Origin of the sequence: Elioraea tepida, assembly GCF_019203965.1 — a bacterium.
In the GTDB taxonomy this organism is placed as follows: domain Bacteria; phylum Pseudomonadota; class Alphaproteobacteria; order Acetobacterales; family Acetobacteraceae; genus Elioraea_A; species Elioraea_A tepida.
In genome coordinates this window covers 2891975-2909007 of sequence record NZ_CP076448.1, presented here as the reverse complement: position 1 = coordinate 2909007, position 17033 = coordinate 2891975, and the positions used below count along the sequence as shown (strand labels likewise).

The following is a 17033-nucleotide window of genomic DNA, read 5'->3' as shown; positions in this document are numbered from 1 at the left end:
CTACGACCGCGCCGCCGCGAGACTTCTCTCTGTGGCGGAGCGCGCCGCCGTCGAGGCCGAGATTGCCGCACGGCCGGACGCTTGGCCGGTGATCCCCGGCACCGGCGGTGCGCGCAAGGCGCGTGTGGCGCTGGCCGGGGCGCGGCAAGCGGGGTGGGGCGCGGGTGATCTACTTCTACGCGCCGGCACCCGAACTGCTGGCGCTGCTGGACATTTACGCGAAGGGCGCGAAGGAGGACCTGACACATGCCGACCGCGAAGCGATCCGGGCCGCGATCCGCAGCATCCGCGAGGCCCTCTGAGCGGACCGCGCGCGGCAAGCGGATCGAGCAAGCCGCCCGCGAGGTCGCGGCGCACCTGCGCGGCGAGACGATGCCCGGCCTGCGCGACTACGTTCTGAGGGTGCCCGAGACGGTGGACGTGGCCGGCATCCGCGCCGCGCTCGGCCTGTCGCAAGCGGCCTTCGCGCGCCGCTTCGGGCTGGACGTGACCGCGTTGCAGGCATGGGAACAGGGGCGACGGCGGCCGGACCGGACCGCACGCATCCTGCTTGCCGTGATCGCCAAGGAACCGGAGGCGGTGCAACGCGCGCTCGCCGCCTGATATGATCCTCCCCGGCGCGGCTAGGTTTGGCCGCCGAAAGCCGAGACTCCGACTCGGTTGCCGCGCCGACCAACCCTTCGGAGCGCGCATCGGAGGCGCGCCATGGAAGACTTCCCGGACGTTCTGCGCGACGCCGCGACGGCGGAGGGGCTGACACCTGACCAACGCGCGCTGATCGAGGCGCCCGAGCTGCGAGCGTTCTGGAAACGCCTCGCGGAACACGTGCCGGTGCTGGCCGCGCGCGGCTGGTCGAGCCTGGACGCCGCCGCGATGCTGGTCGGTGCCGTCGTGATACCCCTCGCGCTTGGGCATGACGCGCGCGGCACAGCCGCGCGGCGGGTGCGCCGCAAGATCAACATGGCGCGGCGACGGAAGGCCGCACGCGACGCGCGCGCGCTCGCCGCGACACTGCGGGCGATCCAATCTGAGCCGCTCGCGCCAGACGTGGTGCTATCGGCCCTGACGTGCCTGCCCGAGTGGGTGCGCGACATGATCGGGCCAACCACGCCGTCCTACGTGTGGACATTCAGAACCGCCGACGCGCTCGATTGCCTCGCCGATGGGCTGGAAGCCGAGCCGGACCTCTCGGAGGCGCCGGGGCTGACAAGTCAGAAACCGAGCTGGCGCGGCTATCTGCGCGAGGTGGTGGCCGCGCTCGGCGACCTCGCGTTCCGGCCGCGCGAAGCCGACATGGTGCGGTTGGTCGCGGTTCTGTGCCGCGCCGCTGGCGTGATGCCGCCAAGCCGCGACGCCGTGCGCGATGCGCTGCGGGAGAGGCAACCCGAACCCCGAACCCTCGCATAGAGCCAATAATATCAATGGGTTGCTAGGCATGCGGGGAGAAATGGGAGGATTTCCCCGCGAAAAGTCGGCTGAAATCACCCGGTGCACGGCGCGTTCAGATGTGAATATTGGGGGGCACCTTTCATTGCAGAGGTGCTCCAATGTCAGATGCTCCCAAGGTCCGCCGGTCGCGCCGCAAGATTCCCCCGCCGCCGGTTCCTGACCATCTCGCGACTGAAGCGCTCTTGACCGTGCGCGAGGTTGCCGCATTGCGGCGCTCCGGTGTGTCGACGGTCTGGCGTGATGTTGCTCGCGGAACGTTCCCGAAACCGATCTACATCTCGGCGCGCGCGCCCCGGTGGCGGCTTGCGGATGTGCGCGCGATCGTCGCCGCCCGCGCCGCTGCGACCGCGCCCGCCGCTGAATAGAAACCGCCCGGCGCGGGAGCTGCGACCGGGCGGGGGCAAACATTCGCGGCACTGGGACGCCGCGAATATAGCCCGCCGGCCATATCGCCGCAAGTCCCGCGCCGGGCATCCAGTCAAAGGATGCTCACAATGCGTGACGATACCGAAACCCTCCGCGCCGCCCTCCGCGCCCGCGCCGCCGAGGTTGCCGAAGCGCTGCTCGGCACGCCGACGTTCCGCAGTCGCAGCGAGCTGCGATGGGGCCGGCGCGGCTCGCTCTCGCTGGCCGTTGCCGGCGAGCGCGCTGGCCTCTGGCACGACCACGAGCGCGGCGAGGGCGGCGACCTGTTCGACCTGATTCAGCGCTCGCGCCGCTGCGACTTCGCGGAGGCGGTGCAGTTTGCGCGCGCCTTCTTCGGCGAGCTGCCGCCGAGCCGCGAGCCTCGCCCCGCCAAGCCGCCGCCTGCGCCGGACGATTCCGAGCGCGAGGCCGCAGCGTTGCGCCTATGGCACGAGGCGCGCCCGAGCATCTGCAACACGCCGGCCGAAGTTTACCTGCGCGGCCGGGGCATCGACCCAGCTCGCCTGCCGCCGCATGCCGGGCTTGTCGGATGGCCGCCTACCATGCGGTGGCACGCCGAGACCGACGCGTTGATTGTCGGCGTGAATGACGCCGAAACCGGCCTGATCCGCGCTTGCCAGCGCATCCTTATCGCGCCTGACGGCAGCCCGAGACGCCGGCCGGATGGATCGAAACTGAAACTCGCACTCGGCCCCATCGCCGGACGCGCCGCGCGCTTCGCCTGGCATCCTGATCCGGTCGGGAGATGGGCGCTCGCCGAAGGTGTCGAGACCGCGTTAGCCGCCGCGATGCTGCTCGGCATTCCGACGTGGGCGAGCCTCGGCGCTTCGAACCTGCCGAAGATCACGCCGCCGGCATGGGCGCGCGAGGCGATCATCTGCGCCGATCACGACGATGCCGGCCTCCGCGCCGCGCAGGAAGTCGCCCGCCGACTACGCCAGCAGGGGCTTCAGGTGCGCATCATCATGCCGTTCCGCGAGCGTGCCGACGCCGCTGACATGCTGGAGGTCGCGTGATGCCTGACACCGGGCTTCCTCCTGGTTTCATTGAAGTCCCGGCCGCGGACGCGCCCGAGCCTCCACGCCTACGTTCCGTGACGGCGGCCGAGCTGCTCATGATGAACCTGCCACCACGCGAATACGCGCTGGAACCGGTGCTACCTTGTCCCGGGCTGGTAATGATCTACGCCAAACGCGGCCTTGGAAAAACATTCACCGCGCTGAGCATCGCGCTCGCTGTCGCGTCGGGCGGTGCCGCGCTGAAATGGCGCGCGCCCGCGCCGAAGCGCGTGCTTTACGTGGACGGAGAGATGCCCGCGGCGCAGTTGCAAGAGCGCCTGGCGCGGCTGATCCGCGGCGCATCCACACACCCCCCCGGGGCCGACTTTCTCCGCTTCCTCGCGGCCGACCTCGCGCCGGAGGGGCTGCCGAGCATCGCGCGGCCCGAGACGCAGCGAGCTCTTGAGGCCGAGATGACCGCCACGGGGGCCGAAGTCGTCATTCTTGATAATATCTCGACGCTGGCCGCCGGCCTGCGGGAAAACGAAGCAGACGATTGGGGCGACCTGCAAGCTTGGCTCCTGCGGCTGCGCCGTCTCGGTAAAGGCGTGATCCTCATCCATCACGCAGCTAAGGGGGGCCAACAACGCGGCACCTCCCGCCGCGAAGATGCGCTTGATACCGTGATCGCGCTGCGCCGTCCGGCAGATTACGTCCCGACGCGCGGCGCCGCTTTCGAGGTGCATCTCGAAAAGGCGCGCGGCGTGACGGGGGCGGATGCCGCGCCCTTCGCCGCCGAGCTGGTCGAGACCCCCGACAGCGGGCTCACATGGGCATGGCGCGACCTTGCCGACGAGCAACGCGCCCGTGCCGCCGAGCTGCTCGCCGCCGGCATGAGCATACGCGACGTGGCCGAGGAAACGGGACTGTCCCGCTCCGCCGTCCATCGCCTTAAGCAAGCGCAGGGAGCCGCGCATGGCCGCGCCTGACTGGGCCGCGCTGGCCGCCGCCGTCCTGTCCCAGCGGGACACCGCGTCCCCGGGTGTCCCACTGTCCCACCCCTATAGCGTGGGACAGCGGGACACTTGCCGTATTTCGCAGCTAGATCAATGGCTTAGGGTGTCCCACGGGGTGTCCCACGAAGTGTCCCAGCGGGACACCCCTGGGACAGTCCCGGAAGCCGCCGAAGGCTCTGGACCCGCGCCTACCGCCTCGCCTTCGCGGGCGCAGCATTCCGTTGCGTCCCTGCACTGTCCCACTGTCCCACCCCCTAGGGCTGGGACAGCGGGACACTTGGCCGAAAGCGGCGGAAAACCGCGAGTTTCAGGTGTCCCGCTCGGCTGCGAAACGAAGCCCGCCGTGGGACAGTCTCTCGCCGAGGCGATCCTCGCGACCTGGCCCGGGGCGCGGATGGTGGCCGAGCGGCCAGCGCGCGCGCTTGGGGGCGAGGTGCGGCGCTGGCTGGACAAGGGCGCGGCGGTCGAGGCGCTGGGCGGCGGCTACCGGCTGACGCTCCCAGGCGGTCGCACGCTTACGATCACGGCTGAGGGAGCCGCGACGCTTGACGACGGTCTGCGGGGCGACCTCGCCGAGCGGGTTGCCATCGCGACTGAGCACCTAGCGCGGCCACCGTCCTGGGCATCGCTCGACCCCCCGCCGCAGGGCGCGTGGTGCCTTGTCTGCCGTGGCGGGCGGTTCTGGCGTGAGCGTGAGGCGCCTCGCGGGTGGCGATGCGCGTCGTGCCGACCGCCCATTCATCTCTCCGCCTCCGGCGTGGTGACGGCGCCATGATCGCCGACCCAAACCCGTTCCGGCAGGCGCTCGACCGGGCCTCTGCGCCGCCGCTGCGCCCTGCGCCCCGAAGCCCGGCCGCCCTACGGCGCCCGCCCGACGCCGCTGATCGAAGGCCGCGACTTCTGCGCCGTCTGCGGCCCGCCCGCGCCGGCACGGCCTCGCTGTGGTGGTGCCTGCCGGATACAGGCTGGCGGTGTGTTGAGTGTGTCGAGCCGCCGAACCCGGCCGAGGACGACCGCGCGCGGCTGGCCTATGGCCTGGCCGCCCCGCTTCCTGACGACCCCACCCCTGCAACGGAGACCGATCATGTCCGCTGACCGTCGCGCCGCCTATCTCGAACACCCCGCACACTGCGCCCGCTTCGCCGCGAAGCGAGGATGGAAGCTGGCCCGCACGACCTTCTCACTCGCCGAGCTTGCCGCCGGCCACCGCTCACCGTGGTTCGTGCGCCGCCATCCAAGACTGCGTGTCTGCGGCCTCGATCACACGGCGCATTTCGTCTGGGGGCGCGGCCGGCCCGCCGGCATCCTGACGCAGCCCTACGCTGACGCGGGGCTCGCCGCGCGGCTGACGGAAGCCTTCGCGCAGCGTGGCGTGCCGCTCGTCGCCACCACGCCACCGGAACCGTCCTGGTGGTTCCCAGGCTGGACCGTCTCGGTCCTGTTCCTGCCGAAGCCTGTCTCCCGCCGTCTCTCGGCGGATGAGATTGACGCGCTCGATGGGGAGATACGCGCGGCCATCGAGGACGCGAACCCGGGCGGTCAGATGGGACTCTAACCCACCAAGCCCGGCCGCCGGCGCCGAACGAAGTTACCAACGCGACCCGGAGGACGTTCTGATGCGCCCCGCTACCGCCCGCCTCGCGCCGCTTGTCGCCGCCTTCAAGCGGGCGCACGCACTATGACGCTCGCCGAGGAAGCGCCTCTCGCGCGTGCCGCTGCGCTGGTGCGCTCGCTGCGCCCCGACTGGCGCGACGCGGAGGCGTTCTACGCGCGCCGATCCGAGGCGCTCGGCCTGTTGCGCCGCGCCGCCGCTGCCGAGGTGGCACGCCTGCGCAGGACAATGGCCAGCGCGAGGCCGAAGCCTCGCCGCCGCCCGGCCGCGCCGGACCCACGACAAGCCGCGCTGCCGCTGGCCTGAGGCCGAAGCGCCGCAGACAAACCCATGACATGAAAGGAATGATCGATGCATCATGACAATGACACCCGCGCCCCGGCGACTCGGCGGCGCAGGCCGAAGCGTCCGCCCCCGCAGCGCCGGCCGCTGACGCCGGAAGAGCGCACGGCGGCCGAAGGCATCCTCCGCCGTCCCCTTTGGACGGGGACGCTTGAGCGCGCGGTTGCGGCTGCCGTGCTGAGGGTCGGCGAAGCGACAAAGCGGCAATCGACCTTGCTTATCGCGGTCGGCGAGCGCCTGGCACAAGCCGAGGCTGAGGCTGAGGGGCGCCATGCCGCGCGATAGCGGGTGGCCAGCGCGGGTCCTTCCTGGCGACCCGCTATGCGAGAGGCGGACGCGCGGCACCCCGCCAGCGTCAGGGCAATTTTCATGCGTAGATGCCTACCAATGCGGCAATTTCGTGCGTTTCTGCGACGCTGCATGCACGCATCATGCGCACACGCAAGGAAGATGCGCATACGCAATCTGCGGAGCAATAATGTTGCGTAAGAGGGAGCCTTTCCGTGCCGACGATCAGAAACAGTGAGCAAGGCCGCCGCCTGGCCGAAGCGCGCTGGCGGAAGCATCGTGAGCGAGAGGCCGAGATCGTTCGTTTGGCCGAGGCATGGGCGGATGACGCGCTTTCCCTTGCCGTTCTGACGGAGGCCCAACAGCGCCGCCTAATCGGCAACCTGCTCCGACAGGGCGCGGAGGGCACGTTGTGCGAGGTGGCGCCTTCCGTCGTGCTGGCGTGTGCTGAGGTCGGGATCGACCGCGCGACGGCCGAGCAGGCCGCCGACCTCGTTGCGCTGTTTGTCGCCGAGGCGATCGAGGCGGCCGGCGGCCCGGAGGTTGCGTTGCCGACCCCGGAGACATGGCGCCAAACCGTGAACTGGGATGCGCTCTACGACCCGGACGGCAAGTCGCTGGTCACGGGACGGATTGCGCGCGAGTCGCAGGCCGAGATGGCCGAGCCGACCGACGGGGACTGATCCAGCCGGCCCGCGCGGGCCCGTAGGAAGGCCCGTGGGTGCGTCCTGCGGGGCTGCCCGCTACCGCCCCCATAGCGGCGAGGGGCTGAGGCCGCTCTACGGGCTTCCTGGGGCCGCGTAGGGGCACGTCTGATTCTGACGCACGATGCGCCGCGACTGCGCGAAGCTTGGCATCACGGTCGGCGGCGGGATCGGATGCATTAGGTGACAAATGGAAACTGTTTCCTTTTGTCACCCTGATCACGCTGCGGCCTGACACGCCTTCGCGCTCGGCGGAGGGATCGGACAGGGCGCGTTCAAGGCGCTGGGCGACGCGGGACACTGCCAATTCGGAAGACTTCCGAATTGGCATTCTGGGGTCTCGTCCCGCCCGCAAGCCGGGTGCGCTCGGTGAGGCCGGGCGCCTGGCCGTCCCGCCCGCGCGCCGTCACGCGCCGCGACGTAGAGCGCTTCATGCATCAGGTGGCGGAAGGCCGCAGCGCGCGCCGGGCGAAACTCGCCAAGCCCCGCGCGCTTGACGCGCTGGAAAGCGGCATGTGGCCGCCGGCGCTTGCTTGCGTCCGCTTCCTCGCGCTGACGGGAAGGCGCTCCGGCGAGGCGCTGACGCTGCGGTGGGGCATAGTGGACCTCGCCCGGCGCACCGCCCGCTCCGGGCCGCCCTGCGCCGCCCTGCGCCGGGCTGAGATGGTGCGCCGGCCCCTGCACCGGCTCAAAGCGTCGCATCCCGTCTCGCCCGCCTTGTGCCCCCGGTGTGCCCCCGCGTCTCTGATGTGGTGGGCGCACAAGGATTCGAACCTTGGACCCGCTGATTAAGAGTCAGCTGCTCTACCAACTGAGCTATGCGCCCGCCTGCCCACGGGACGACCACACCCGCGACGCCGCGCGCTATAGCAAAGCCCCCCAGCACTGTCGAGGCTTGCGGCCCGCGGCGCGGCACCGGCGCCCCTCGCGGCGACCGCTCAGGCCGGCTGCTCCCCCTCGATCTCGACGTCGCGATGGACGTGGACGCTCATCAGCACGCCGAAGCCGATCATCACCGTGATCATGGCCGACCCGCCGTGGCTGACGAGCGGCAGCGGCACTCCGCCGACCGGGATCGCCCCCATGACCATCGCGATGTTGACGAACACGTAGAGGAAGAAGTTCGTCGTGATGCCGACAGCAACCAGGCGGCCGAACTGGTGCCGGCAGGCGAGCGCCATCGCAAGCCCGTAGAGCACGATCGCGAGATTGAGCCCGATCAACGCGGCAGCGCCGACGAAGCCGAACTCCTCCGCCAGCATGGTGAAGATGAAGTCGGTCTGCTTCTCAGGCAGGAAGTTGAGCTGGCTCTGGGTTCCCTGAACGAAGCCCTGGCCGAACAGGCCGCCCGAGCCGAGCGCGATCTTCGACTGAATGATGTGGTAGCCGGTGCCGAGCGGGTCGCTCTCCGGGTTGAGGAAGGTGAGGATCCGGTTCTTCTGGTAATCATGCAGCCGCTCGTAGGCGATCGGCGCCGCAACCGCAGCGGCACTGCCCGCGAGCGCGAACTTCCATAGCCGAACACCAGCGGCGAACAGCATCACCCCGGCGAGCAGGCAGGTGATCACCGCGTTGCCGAGGTTTGGCTGGCGCAGGATCAGCACCACCGGAATGGCGACCGCGACCAGGGGCGGGATCAGGAACAGCGGGTTGCCGACGCGCTCGATGCTCGCCCGGTGGAACCAGGACGCGAGCGCGATGACGATGAAGATCTTCATCAGCTCCGACGGCTGGAGCTGGATCGGCCCGAGATCGAGCCACCGTTGCGCCCCCTTGCCCACCGCACCGTGCAGCGCCACCGCGACGAGGAGCCCCACACCGACGAGGAAGAGCGGCCAAGCGAGCCGGAGGATGACGCGGATGTCGACGAGCGCGATCGACAGCATCAGGAGCAAGCCGAAGGCGAAGCGCAGGCCATGCCGGAAGGCCCAGGGCTCGGCGCTGCCTCCGGCGGCAGAATAGAGCATCGCGTAGCCGGTGGCGGCGAGCAGGCACAGGAGAAGGACGAAGGGCCAGCTCACCGCGGCGAGCTTGCCGGCGATGCTGATGCCCCGGTCGCGCACGAGAAGGCGCTGCATCAGCGCCTCGGCGGGGACGGAGCAGGCGCGGCCTCGGCCACGCGCTGCGTGTCGGGCCGCGGCGGCGCGGGCGGCGGTGTGGTTCGGCGCGCAGGGTCACGCAGCAGCGTCTCGATCAGCACGTCGCGGGCGATCGGCGCCGCCGCGGTCGAGCCGCCCCCGCCATGCTCCACGACAACCGAGATGGCATAGACAGGCTGGTCGACCGGGGCGAAGCCGACGAACAGGGCATGGTGCCGCCACTCGTAGGGCAGATCCTCCTGGCGTCTGAGCCCGCGCTCGCGCTCGGCAAGCGTGATCCGGCGCACCTGCGTCGTTCCGGTCTTGCCGCCCATCTGGAGGCCGAGCTCCGCGGGCAAGCGGCTCGCCCAGGCCGTGCCGCCGCGCTCGTTCACCACGCCGGCCATCGCGTCGCGCATCAGTTGGAGGTGGCCCTCGGGGATCCCCATCGCCGGCCAGTCCTCGAGCCGGTGGCCACGCACGAGCTCGCCGTCGAGCGCCCGTGTCAGGTGCGGCTGGATCGCGCGCCCGCCATTGACCATCCGCGCCGTCATCACCGCAAGCTGGAGCGGGGTGACCTGCAGGAAGCCCTGGCCGATGCCGTGCACGAGCGTCTCGCCCTGCTGCCAGGGAACGCCCTGGGTCGCGCGCTTCCATTCCCTGGTCGGAACGAGGCCCGCGCGGGCGCCGGGAAGGTCGAGCTCGAGATCGACACCGAGGCCGAAGCGGCGCGACATCGCGGCGATCCGGTCGATGCCGACGCGGCGCGCGACCTCGTAGAAGTAGCAGTCGCAGGACTGCTTGATCGCCTCGCGCATGTCGAGCCAGCCATGGCCGCCGCGCTTCCAGCAGTGGAACTTCGCATCACCAAGCTCGGTCACGCCCCAGCAGGCGATCCGCTCGCCGGGGGTGACAGCGCGCGCCTCGAGGCCGGCGAGCGCGACCACCATCTTGAAGGTGCTGCCCGGAGCGTAGAGCCCCGCGATCGCCTTGTTGACGAGCGGGTTGCGGCGGTTCGTCGTCCAGGCGCGCCACTGCGCCGCCGAGACCCCCTCGGTGAAGATATTGGGGTCGAAGGACGGGCTCGAGGCCATCGCGAGGACCTCGCCGTTGCGCGCGTCGAGCACGACGACGGCGGCGCTGTCGTTCTCGATCCGCTTCGCTGCGGCGAGCTGGAGCCCGGCATCGAGCGTGGTGGTGAGCGTCTTGCCGGGTGTCCCCTCCTGACGGTCGAGTTCGCGGATCACGCGTCCGACGGCATTGACTTCGAGCTGCACCTTGCCGGCGCGCCCCCGAAGCACGCGGTCGTGCTGGCGCTCGAGCCCGGCGCGGCCGATCCGGATCCCGGGAAGCTGGAGCATCGGGTCGCCGTCGAGATCCGCTTCCGCCGGCGGCGCGACGTAGCCGACGAGATGGGCGAATGGCTCGCCGAACGGATAGGTTCGGCTCGTGCCGAGATCGGTGAGGATCCCCGGAAGGTCGGGGGCGTTCACCTCGATCCGGGCCATGTCCTCCCAGTCAAGGAACTCGCGCACGAGCACGGGCACGAAACGTCGCCGCCGACGCACGTCGCGCTCGATCCGGGCGCGCTCGTGGTCGCTGAGCGGCACGAGATTGGAGAAGGTGGCAAGCGTCGCGGCCACATCGTCGGTCCGCTCGGCGACCAGCATGGCTCGCCAGTTCATCCGGTTCTCGGCGATCGGCACGCCGAAGCGGTCGAGGATACGCCCGCGCGGCGGCGGCAGGAGGCGAACCGAGATCCGGTTCTCCTCGGCGAGCACGGCGTAGCGCTCGCTCTCCTCGACCTGGAGCTGCCACAGCCTGCCGGTGAGCAGGCCGAGCAGCACGGTCTTGCCCGCCCCGAGCATCAACACGCGGCGGGTGAACAGCGCGCGCCTGCTCCGCTCCCTCTTCACCGCCCAGGCCTCCTCATGGCGCGGCGAGGCTCCGCTCAAGCCGGATGAACAGCCACGAATAGGCCGGATAGAGGAAGACGACGAGGCCGAGCTCGACCACCGCCGGCAGCGGCGGCAGCACGGCAACCGCGAGGATCGACCGCAGGAGCCAGCCGAGCGAGAGCAGGGCGGCGGCAAGCAGGGCGAAGGCGACCCAGACGATCAGGAAGGACTGGCGCACGAGCACCCGACGCTGCGTCAGCACCGCGGCGTGCAGGAGCAAAGAAAGAAGCGTGTTGACGCCGAGCGGGGCGGCCGAGAGGAGGTCCTGCACAAGGCCGAGGCCAAACACGGCCGGCGGCGCCATCAGCCTCGGGCGGTAGAGCGTCCAGAAGAACACCGAGGCCGGCAGGGCGGAGGGAAGGAGGCCAGGCTGCCCGGGCACAAGCGGCGGCAGGAAGGAGACAAGAACGAGAACGAGCGTGAGCGCCGCCGGCGCTGCCTCGTGCGCGGCGAGGTCGAGCCGCTGCAGAAGCGTCCGCCGCGGAAGCCCGACCGCCATCGCAAGCCTCAGCTGCCGCCCCGGCGGCGCGGCGGCACGACCTGCTCCGGCGGCAGGATGCCGGAGAGGCCGAAATCGTGCAGGCGCACGAAGGTGAGCCGGTCGAGGTCCGCGGCCAGCTCGACCTCGATCACCCCACCAGGGCCGGCGCGTACGGTGCCGACCGGAAGCCCGGCCGGGAAGGCGCCCGCCTGGGCAGAGGTGACCACCCGGTCTCCGGGCTGCGGCGGCGCGCTTTCCGACCAGTGCTGCAGCCGTGGCGCCGGCCCGTTCGTGCCGACGAGGATGGCGCGCGCCCCGGTGCGCTCGATCCGCACCGGGATCCGGCTGTTGATGTCGGTGACGAGGAGAACCCGTGCCGAACGCGACCCGACCTCGGAGACGCGGCCGACGAGACCGTTCTGGTCGAGCGCCACCTGGCCCTTGGTCACGGCGTGGCGCGGGCCGGTGAAGAGCAGGACCGAGCGGGCATAGGTGGTGCCGGTGTCGGCCACCACGCGTGCCGTGATGAAGCCCGGGGTTGGCTCGGCCGGGGCGTTCAAAACGGCCCGCAGCGCGAGGTTCTCGGCCTCGAGCGCCATCGCCACGTCATACCAGCGCCGCAGCCGCGCGTTCTCTTCCCTCAGCCGGGCGTTCTCCGAATGGAGCCGTGCGAGGCCGTGCACCGCCTCGATCGCGTCCCTCACCGCTCCCACGGGGCGCGACAGCACGCCATAGACGGGAACGAGCAGATCGGTCAGCGCAACGCGGGCGCGCTCGACGATCACCGTATCCGCCTTGCCGAGAAGCATCAGACCGAAGCTCGCCGCGATCAGGACAGGCAGGATCAGCCGCGCGATCGCCTGCCGGACGGGAACGCTGACCCTGATCACGCCCGGCTCCGCGGCGACGGGGCGAGCAGGCGGCTCCAGGCCCGGAAGGGCCGGGTGGACGAACCCGTCAGCTGCCTGTTCGCCACAGCGTGCACGAAAGGACGCCTCGCCAACCGACCGGGAGGGCCGCGGGTGCCCCGCGGCAGGCTACCCGGAACAAGTTACACGTCAGTACATCGAGGTGAGCACGTTGCGCAGCTTCTTCATCTCCTCGAGCGCGCGGCCCGTGCCGAGGGCGACGCAGGAGAGGGCATCATCGGCGACCGAGACCGGAAGCCCCGTCGCCTCCCGAAGCACGTGGTCGAGCCGGTGCAACAGCGCTCCGCCGCCGGTGAGCACGATTCCCTTGTCGACGATGTCGGCGGCAAGTTCCGGCGGGGTGTTCTCGAGCGCGACCTTCACCGCCTCGACGATGGCCGAGACCGGCTCGGAGAGGCTCTCGCTGATCTGCCGCTGGCTCACGATCACCTCGCGCGGCACGCCGTTCATCAGGTCGCGCCCCTTCACCTCCTTGACCGGCCCATTGTCCATGTCGTCGGGCGGGCAGGCGGCGCCGATCTCGATCTTGATCCGCTCGGCGCTCGCCTCGCCGACGAGCAGGTTATGGTTGCGCCGGATGTAGGAGATGATCGCCTCGTCCATCTTGTCCCCGCCGACGCGCACCGAGCGGGAATAGACGATGCCGCCCAAGGAGATGACCGCCACCTCGGTGGTGCCGCCGCCGATATCGACCACCATCGAGCCCGAGGGCTCGGTGACCGGCAGGCCCGCGCCGATCGCCGCCGCCATTGGCTCCTCGATCAGCAGCACCTTGCGGGCGCCGGCGCTCTCTGCGCTCTCCTGGATCGCCCGGCGCTCGACCGCGGTTGAGCCCGATGGCACGCAGACGATGATCAGCGGCGAGGCGAAGCTGCGGCGGTTGTGCACCTTGCGGATGAAATGCTTGATCATCTCCTCCGCCACCTCGAAATCGGCGATCACGCCGTCGCGCAGCGGCCGGATGGCGGAGATGTTCCCGGGCGTGCGGCCCAGCATCTGCTTGGCCTCCTCGCCGACGGCGAGCACCTGCTTCTTGCCGCGCACATCGGCGATCGCCACGACCGACGGCTCGTCGAGCACGATCCCGCGCCCCTTGACGTAGACGAGCGTGTTGGCGGTGCCGAGGTCGATGGCCATGTCGGCCGAGAGGAACCCAAGCAGGCGAGACAGCATCGATCGGCCACCTTCAGTGCGGCGACGGCAGCGTCATGCGAGGGGGACGCCAACCGCAGGCGCCGTCTCGCGCCCGTGCGTCCTCACCGTCATGCCCTCGCATGGAGGCGGAGAGGTTTAAGCGCCCGCGCAGCGCAGGACAACCCGGTTTTCCCCTCTGCCGTCGCGCCTCAGCGCCTCAGCGCATCGACGAGCTCGGCGAGCTCCGGGTCGTCCGCGGCGGCGGCAGCGGATCCTGCTCGAGCAGGCGGCGCACCTCTTCGTCCACTTTCCGGCTCCAGCTCACCTCGGGGACGCGATCCGGGTCGTACATCCAGTCGAGCGGCAGGGAAAACGGCTTGGGCTCGCGTGGCCTCTCCGCATCCTGTTCCGGAGGAGAGGGCGGTGGTGTCGATCCTGTGCTCATCAGATCTGCTCGGCATGCATCGACTGACGTTTGCCTCGTCCAGCCCGCGAACGGCCGGCCAGGGCCGGCGCAACCCGAGCCTCCGCTGATCCTGCCGCTCGGCAGACCGGGTCGGAGAGGAGCGGAGGCTCTCACGCCACGCGGCGAACCGCCCGTCCGCGGCTGCCGCGCGCCCCCCGCCCGCCGGTGAGCGACCGCCGCGCGCTAATCGCGCAGCCCCTCAGGCCGAGAGTGCCGCCGGGGCCGTCCGGGCGCGCTTGACGAGAAGCTTGTTCAGAGCGTGCACATAGGCGCGGGCGGAGGCGACCAGCGTGTCGGTGTCCGCCCCCTGCCCGTCCACCAGCTTGCCGTTCTCCTCGAGCCGGACGGTCACCTTCGCCTGGGCGTCGGTGCCCTCGGTCACTGCCGCGACCGAGTAGAGCTTGAGCTCGGCCTCGTGCGGAAAGAGCGAGCGGATCGCCTTGAAGGTCGCGTCCACCGGCCCGTCACCGGTCGCCTCCGCCATCCGCGTCTCGCCGTCGATGTCGAGCTCGAGAACCGCACGCTGCGGCCCCTTCGAGCCGGCCCAGACCTCGAGCGAGACGAAGCGTATGGCGTCGTGCGCCCGAACCACCTCGTCATCGACAAGCGCGATGATGTCCTCGTCGAACACCACCTTCTTCGCGTCCGCAAGCCGCTTGAAGCGCTGGAAGGCGTCGTTCAGCGCGTTGTCGCCGATCTCGCCATAGCCGAGCTGCTTGAGCTTGTCGCGGAACGCCGCCCGGCCCGAGTGCTTGCCGAGCACGAGCGAGGATTTGGCGAGGCCGACACTCTCGGGCGTCATGATCTCGTAGGTGCCGGCGTGCTTGAGCATGCCGTCCTGGTGGATCCCCGCCTCGTGGGCAAAGGCGTTCCGCCCGACAATGGCCTTGTTCGGCTGCACGTCGAAGCCGGTGATGGTGGCGAGCAGGCGCGAGGTTCGGGTGATGTTCTGCGTCACGATCCCATGGGTGAAGGGCAAGGCGTCGTGCCGCGTGCGCAGTGCCATCGCGAGCTCCTCGAGCGCGGCATTGCCCGCGCGCTCGCCGACGCCGTTGATGGTGCATTCGATCTGGCGGGCTCCGGCCTTCACCGCGGCGAGGGTGTTGGCGACGGCAAGGCCGAGATCGTTGTGGCAGTGGGCCGAGAGGACCACCCTCTCCGCCCCTGGCACACGCTCGCGCAGCATGCGGAAGATCGCGCCGAACTCCTCCGGCACGGCGTAGCCCACCGTGTCGGGGATGTTGATCGTGGTCGCCCCCGCCTTGATCGCTGCCTCCACGCAGCGGCAGAGGAAGTCCGGCTCGGTCCGGGAGCCGTCCTCGGCCGACCACTCGACATCGTCGGTGTAGCCCCGTGCCTGCGTGACAGAGGCGGTGACGGCCTCGAGCACCGCCTCCGGCGACATCTGCAGCTTGTACTTCATGTGCAGGGGCGAGGTGCTGATGAAGGTGTGGATCCGCTTGCGCCGGGCCGGCTTCAGCGCCTCACCCGCGGCATCGATATCCGCACGCGCCGACCGTGCCAGGCTGCAGACGACCGCACCTTGGATCTTCGCCGCGATCGCCTTCACCGCCTCGAAGTCGCCGGGAGAGGCGATCGCGAACCCTGCCTCCATCACGTCGACGCCGAGATCCTCGAGCGCCTCCGCCATGCGCAGCTTCTCCTCGAGGTTCATCGAGAAGCCCGGGCTCTGCTCGCCGTCCCGAAGCGTGGTGTCGAAGACGATCACGCGGGCCGGGTCGAGACGGCCGAAGGAAGGGTGGTCGATGACGGGCTGATCCGCGGCGTTGGACTGCTCACTCATGGCATGCACCTCTGGCGCTTCTTCCTGCGTGTGGACGACTGGCCGACGATGGCCCGTTGCGGGGTGACCCCTGAGCGGTGCCTCGCGCGGCGAGCGCGGGGGCGTCACGCCCAGGGGCGGCTAAGTCGAAGCAGAAGGGCGAGAGGGAGGGCGCGCAGGGCCGGCCCCGAAGCGGGCGCAAAATGAGGGGCAAAATGAGGGGCGCGGGCCGGGCCGGTGGTCATGACGGACAATAACCACATCGCCGCCGCCTCCTGCAAGCGCCGGTGGTTGCCCGATCACCTCCGCCGCCCCAGGATGCGCGGCCCCCGGAGGGGAAAAGACGCCCTGGATGAGGAAGCCAGCCCATGCCGCATGTCCTGCTCGCCGGCCCGTTGCACCGTGCGGGTCTCACCCTGCTCGAGGAGCGCGAGGACCTCACGATCGAGATGCTGAGCCCCGATGACGGTCGCTTCGCCTCCCGCGCGCCGGATGCCGATGCGGTCCTGGTCTGGCTCGAGCCGATCACCGAGGCTTTGCTCGAGCGCTGCCCCAAGCTGAAGGTCGTGGCGCGCTACGGCGTCGGCTACGACACGGTCGATATCGCCGCCTGCACCGCGCGCGGCATTCCCGTCGCCGTCTCCAACGGCGCCAACGACCTCTCGGTGGCGGAGCATGCGATGATGCTGATGCTCGCGGTGGCGCGTCGGACGGTCGCGTTCGACCAGAGGGTGCGCGCGGGCGGCTGGCGCTTCGGGCCGATGCCGCCGATGCACGAGCTCGCCGGCCGATCGGTCCTCGTCATCGGCTACGGCAGGATCGGGACGCGCGTCGCGCGGCTGTGCCAAGCCTTTGGCATGAAGGTGTTCGTGCACGACCCGGCCTTTCCGACGCCGCGGATCGCCGCCGACGGGCACACGCCCGCGCCCGACTGGAAGGCCGTCCTGCCCGAGATCGACGTGCTGACGCTTCACTGCCCGCTCACGCCTGCCACGCGCGGCATGGTGGATGCCGAGGCCTTCAGGCTGATGAAGCCCTCCGCGTGGCTGATCAACACCGCCCGCGGCGGCGTGGTGGACGAGCCCGCGCTCGTCGAGGCGCTGCGGTCCGGCAGGATCGCCGCAGCCGGCCTCGATGTGCTCGCGGTCGAGCCGCCGCCGAAGGACCACCCGTTGTTCGCGATGGAGAACGTCGTGCTCTCGCCGCACAACGCCGCCTCGCCCGACGAGTGCCTCGCCAAGATGGCGGTGCGGTCGGCGCGGAACATCCTCGACGTGTTCGACGGCACGATCGACCCGGGCTTCCTGGTCAACCCCGAGGTGTTGCGACGGAACGCCTGAGGCGCGGGGGGCCGCCCCGTGGTCTGGGG

17 protein-coding genes and 1 tRNA gene are annotated in these 17033 nt (G+C 70.4%); 10 read left to right on the top strand and 8 right to left on the bottom strand.

Annotation, left to right across the window (positions count from 1 at the left end):
- Positions 1-164 precede the first annotated feature (164 nt).
- The 9 genes from KO353_RS13975 to KO353_RS13935 all read left to right on the top strand — a co-directional run bounded on the left by KO353_RS13975 (position 165) and on the right by KO353_RS13935 (position 6814).
- Positions 165-302: a hypothetical protein gene (locus KO353_RS13975; RefSeq protein WP_218285396.1), complete on the top strand. Its 138-nt coding sequence runs from the start codon at positions 165-167 to the stop codon at positions 300-302.
- Between the two features lie 70 nt (positions 303-372).
- On the top strand, positions 373-603 hold the full coding sequence (locus tag KO353_RS16545; protein ID WP_235691890.1) for a helix-turn-helix domain-containing protein: 231 nt from the start codon (positions 373-375) through the stop codon (positions 601-603).
- A 102-nt stretch (positions 604-705) separates the two neighbouring features.
- Entirely contained in the window at positions 706-1407 is a 702-nt protein-coding gene (locus KO353_RS13965) for a hypothetical protein (protein WP_218285394.1), read from the top strand.
- Between the two features lie 536 nt (positions 1408-1943).
- A complete protein-coding gene (locus KO353_RS13960) occupies positions 1944-2891 on the top strand; it encodes a toprim domain-containing protein (protein WP_218285393.1) in 948 nt (315 codons plus the stop codon).
- On the top strand, positions 2891-3862 hold the full coding sequence (locus KO353_RS13955) for an AAA family ATPase (RefSeq protein ID WP_218285392.1): 972 nt from the start codon (positions 2891-2893) through the stop codon (positions 3860-3862). Before KO353_RS13960 ends, KO353_RS13955 begins: the two co-directional genes overlap by 1 nt.
- Before the next feature lie 370 nt (positions 3863-4232).
- Positions 4233-4664 carry a hypothetical protein gene (locus KO353_RS13950; RefSeq protein ID WP_218285391.1) on the top strand — a complete coding sequence of 144 codons (432 nt, stop codon included), beginning with the start codon at positions 4233-4235 and terminating at the stop codon, positions 4662-4664.
- Positions 4665-4973: 309 nt separating this feature from the next.
- Positions 4974-5444 carry a hypothetical protein gene (locus tag KO353_RS13945; RefSeq protein WP_218285390.1) on the top strand — a complete coding sequence of 157 codons (471 nt, stop codon included), beginning with the start codon at positions 4974-4976 and terminating at the stop codon, positions 5442-5444.
- 123 nt (positions 5445-5567) lie between these two features.
- Positions 5568-5807, top strand: coding sequence for a hypothetical protein (locus KO353_RS13940; protein WP_218285389.1), 240 nt, complete (start codon positions 5568-5570; stop codon positions 5805-5807).
- 539 nt (positions 5808-6346) lie between these two features.
- Positions 6347-6814, top strand: a complete 468-nt coding sequence (locus tag KO353_RS13935; RefSeq protein WP_218285388.1) for a hypothetical protein — start codon at positions 6347-6349, stop codon at positions 6812-6814.
- A gap of 771 nt (positions 6815-7585) precedes the next feature.
- On the opposite strand, the gene KO353_RS13930 is transcribed toward KO353_RS13935, so the two are convergent.
- The 8 genes from KO353_RS13930 to KO353_RS13895 all read right to left on the bottom strand — a co-directional run bounded on the left by KO353_RS13930 (position 7586) and on the right by KO353_RS13895 (position 15685).
- Positions 7586-7661, bottom strand: a tRNA-Lys gene (locus tag KO353_RS13930).
- 112 nt (positions 7662-7773) lie between these two features.
- Positions 7774-8913 carry a rod shape-determining protein RodA gene (gene rodA / locus KO353_RS13925; RefSeq protein WP_218285387.1) on the bottom strand — a complete coding sequence of 380 codons (1140 nt, stop codon included), beginning with the start codon at positions 8911-8913 and terminating at the stop codon, positions 7774-7776.
- On the bottom strand, positions 8913-10829 hold the full coding sequence (gene mrdA, locus KO353_RS13920; RefSeq protein ID WP_235691889.1) for a penicillin-binding protein 2: 1917 nt from the start codon (positions 10827-10829) through the stop codon (positions 8913-8915). Before mrdA ends, rodA begins: the two co-directional genes overlap by 1 nt.
- Positions 10830-10842: 13 nt before the next feature.
- Positions 10843-11370 (bottom strand): rod shape-determining protein MreD, encoded by a 528-nt coding sequence (mreD, locus tag KO353_RS13915; RefSeq protein WP_218285386.1) that lies wholly within the window; start codon positions 11368-11370, stop codon positions 10843-10845.
- Positions 11371-11378: 8 nt separating this feature from the next.
- Positions 11379-12242, bottom strand: coding sequence for a rod shape-determining protein MreC (gene mreC, locus KO353_RS13910; RefSeq protein ID WP_218285385.1), 864 nt, complete (start codon positions 12240-12242; stop codon positions 11379-11381).
- Positions 12243-12410: 168 nt separating this feature from the next.
- Positions 12411-13454, bottom strand: a complete 1044-nt coding sequence (locus KO353_RS13905) for a rod shape-determining protein (RefSeq protein WP_218285384.1) — start codon at positions 13452-13454, stop codon at positions 12411-12413.
- Between the two features lie 178 nt (positions 13455-13632).
- Positions 13633-13860 carry a hypothetical protein gene (locus KO353_RS13900; RefSeq protein WP_218285383.1) on the bottom strand — a complete coding sequence of 76 codons (228 nt, stop codon included), beginning with the start codon at positions 13858-13860 and terminating at the stop codon, positions 13633-13635.
- A 220-nt stretch (positions 13861-14080) separates the two neighbouring features.
- Positions 14081-15685 (bottom strand): 2-isopropylmalate synthase, encoded by a 1605-nt coding sequence (locus tag KO353_RS13895; RefSeq protein ID WP_218285382.1) that lies wholly within the window; start codon positions 15683-15685, stop codon positions 14081-14083.
- A 347-nt stretch (positions 15686-16032) separates the two neighbouring features.
- Here KO353_RS13895 and KO353_RS13890 point away from each other — a divergent pair, with 347 nt between their 5' ends.
- A complete protein-coding gene (locus KO353_RS13890) occupies positions 16033-17004 on the top strand; it encodes a hydroxyacid dehydrogenase (RefSeq protein WP_218285381.1) in 972 nt (323 codons plus the stop codon).
- Positions 17005-17033: the final 29 nt, after the last annotated feature.

Bases quoted from the DNA above. Each gene is read 5' to 3' on its own strand.
- KO353_RS13955 (WP_218285392.1), top strand. From the start codon at position 2,891: ATGCCTGACACCGGGCTTCCTCCTGGTTTCATTGAAGTCCCGGCCGCG.
- KO353_RS13965 (WP_218285394.1), top strand. From the start codon at position 706: ATGGAAGACTTCCCGGACGTTCTGCGCGACGCCGCGACGGCGGAGGGG.
- KO353_RS13890 (WP_218285381.1), top strand. From the start codon at position 16,033: ATGCCGCATGTCCTGCTCGCCGGCCCGTTGCACCGTGCGGGTCTCACC.
- KO353_RS16545 (WP_235691890.1), top strand. From the start codon at position 373: ATGCCCGGCCTGCGCGACTACGTTCTGAGGGTGCCCGAGACGGTGGAC.
- KO353_RS13945 (WP_218285390.1), top strand. From the start codon at position 4,974: ATGTCCGCTGACCGTCGCGCCGCCTATCTCGAACACCCCGCACACTGC.
- KO353_RS13940 (WP_218285389.1), top strand. From the start codon at position 5,568: ATGACGCTCGCCGAGGAAGCGCCTCTCGCGCGTGCCGCTGCGCTGGTG.
- rodA (WP_218285387.1), bottom strand. From the start codon at position 8,913: ATGCAGCGCCTTCTCGTGCGCGACCGGGGCATCAGCATCGCCGGCAAG.
- mreD (WP_218285386.1), bottom strand. From the start codon at position 11,370: ATGGCGGTCGGGCTTCCGCGGCGGACGCTTCTGCAGCGGCTCGACCTC.
- KO353_RS13900 (WP_218285383.1), bottom strand. From the start codon at position 13,860: ATGAGCACAGGATCGACACCACCGCCCTCTCCTCCGGAACAGGATGCG.
- KO353_RS13905 (WP_218285384.1), bottom strand. From the start codon at position 13,454: ATGCTGTCTCGCCTGCTTGGGTTCCTCTCGGCCGACATGGCCATCGAC.
- KO353_RS13895 (WP_218285382.1), bottom strand. From the start codon at position 15,685: ATGAGTGAGCAGTCCAACGCCGCGGATCAGCCCGTCATCGACCACCCT.
- KO353_RS13960 (WP_218285393.1), top strand. From the start codon at position 1,944: ATGCGTGACGATACCGAAACCCTCCGCGCCGCCCTCCGCGCCCGCGCC.